Here is a 594-nt window from a genome sequence, read left to right as displayed (position 1 = left end):
AGTTGGCAAGCAAGCTGTAAAAAAAGATGTTCCAGTAGTGGCTATCATTACCGCTCCAGCAGACCGTCCTCCCTATCCTTTGGATAAAATAAAAACCGTACTAGGAAAATCAAGAGAGTGGTCGGAAATGATTGCGGAAAAATTGGAGAATTTACTAACTCACGGCCATACATGTGATTTATCGGAAGAAAAAATCCCAGCCGATTCATCGGTAGCTTACGACCTTCTGAAAACTCCAGTTGGTAATTTCTGGTTGGAATTAAATGGTCACCCTATAAAAATGTCTATTTTAGCCTTATATCCAAAACCAGAGGACAAGTACTTTGTGGAAGGTTCTTACCATATAAAACCTTTTGATACGAATTTTGTTGATTTTAAGTGTTTAACGATTTGCACAGACATTGACCTTAGAAAAGCCAGATTGATTGATAATCTAGGTGGAGAAAGTCAGCAAGGTAATAATTGGCAAGTTGGTGATTATGATATTGGCATTGTAGCCCATCCCTATTCCTACTATGAAAATGAAGTGGATGAAGATATCTTAGGGATCCCCTATTACTGTAACTGGATTGAAGACTATAAACATTTATTCGG

The 594-nt window shown here is 37.7% G+C and carries 1 protein-coding gene; it reads left to right on the top strand.

The annotated features are described in order from the left end of the window. Positions 1-594 (top strand): hypothetical protein (locus J5566_RS10430; RefSeq protein WP_208563184.1); only part of this gene is annotated, 594 nt, incomplete at both ends.

The sequence above is a fragment of the Streptococcus suis genome, from assembly GCF_017601095.1.
Taxonomy (GTDB): Bacteria; Bacillota; Bacilli; order Lactobacillales; family Streptococcaceae; genus Streptococcus; species Streptococcus suis_Z.
The sequence above is the reverse complement of the archived record's forward strand: the minus strand, read 5'-3'. Positions and strand labels throughout refer to the sequence as shown.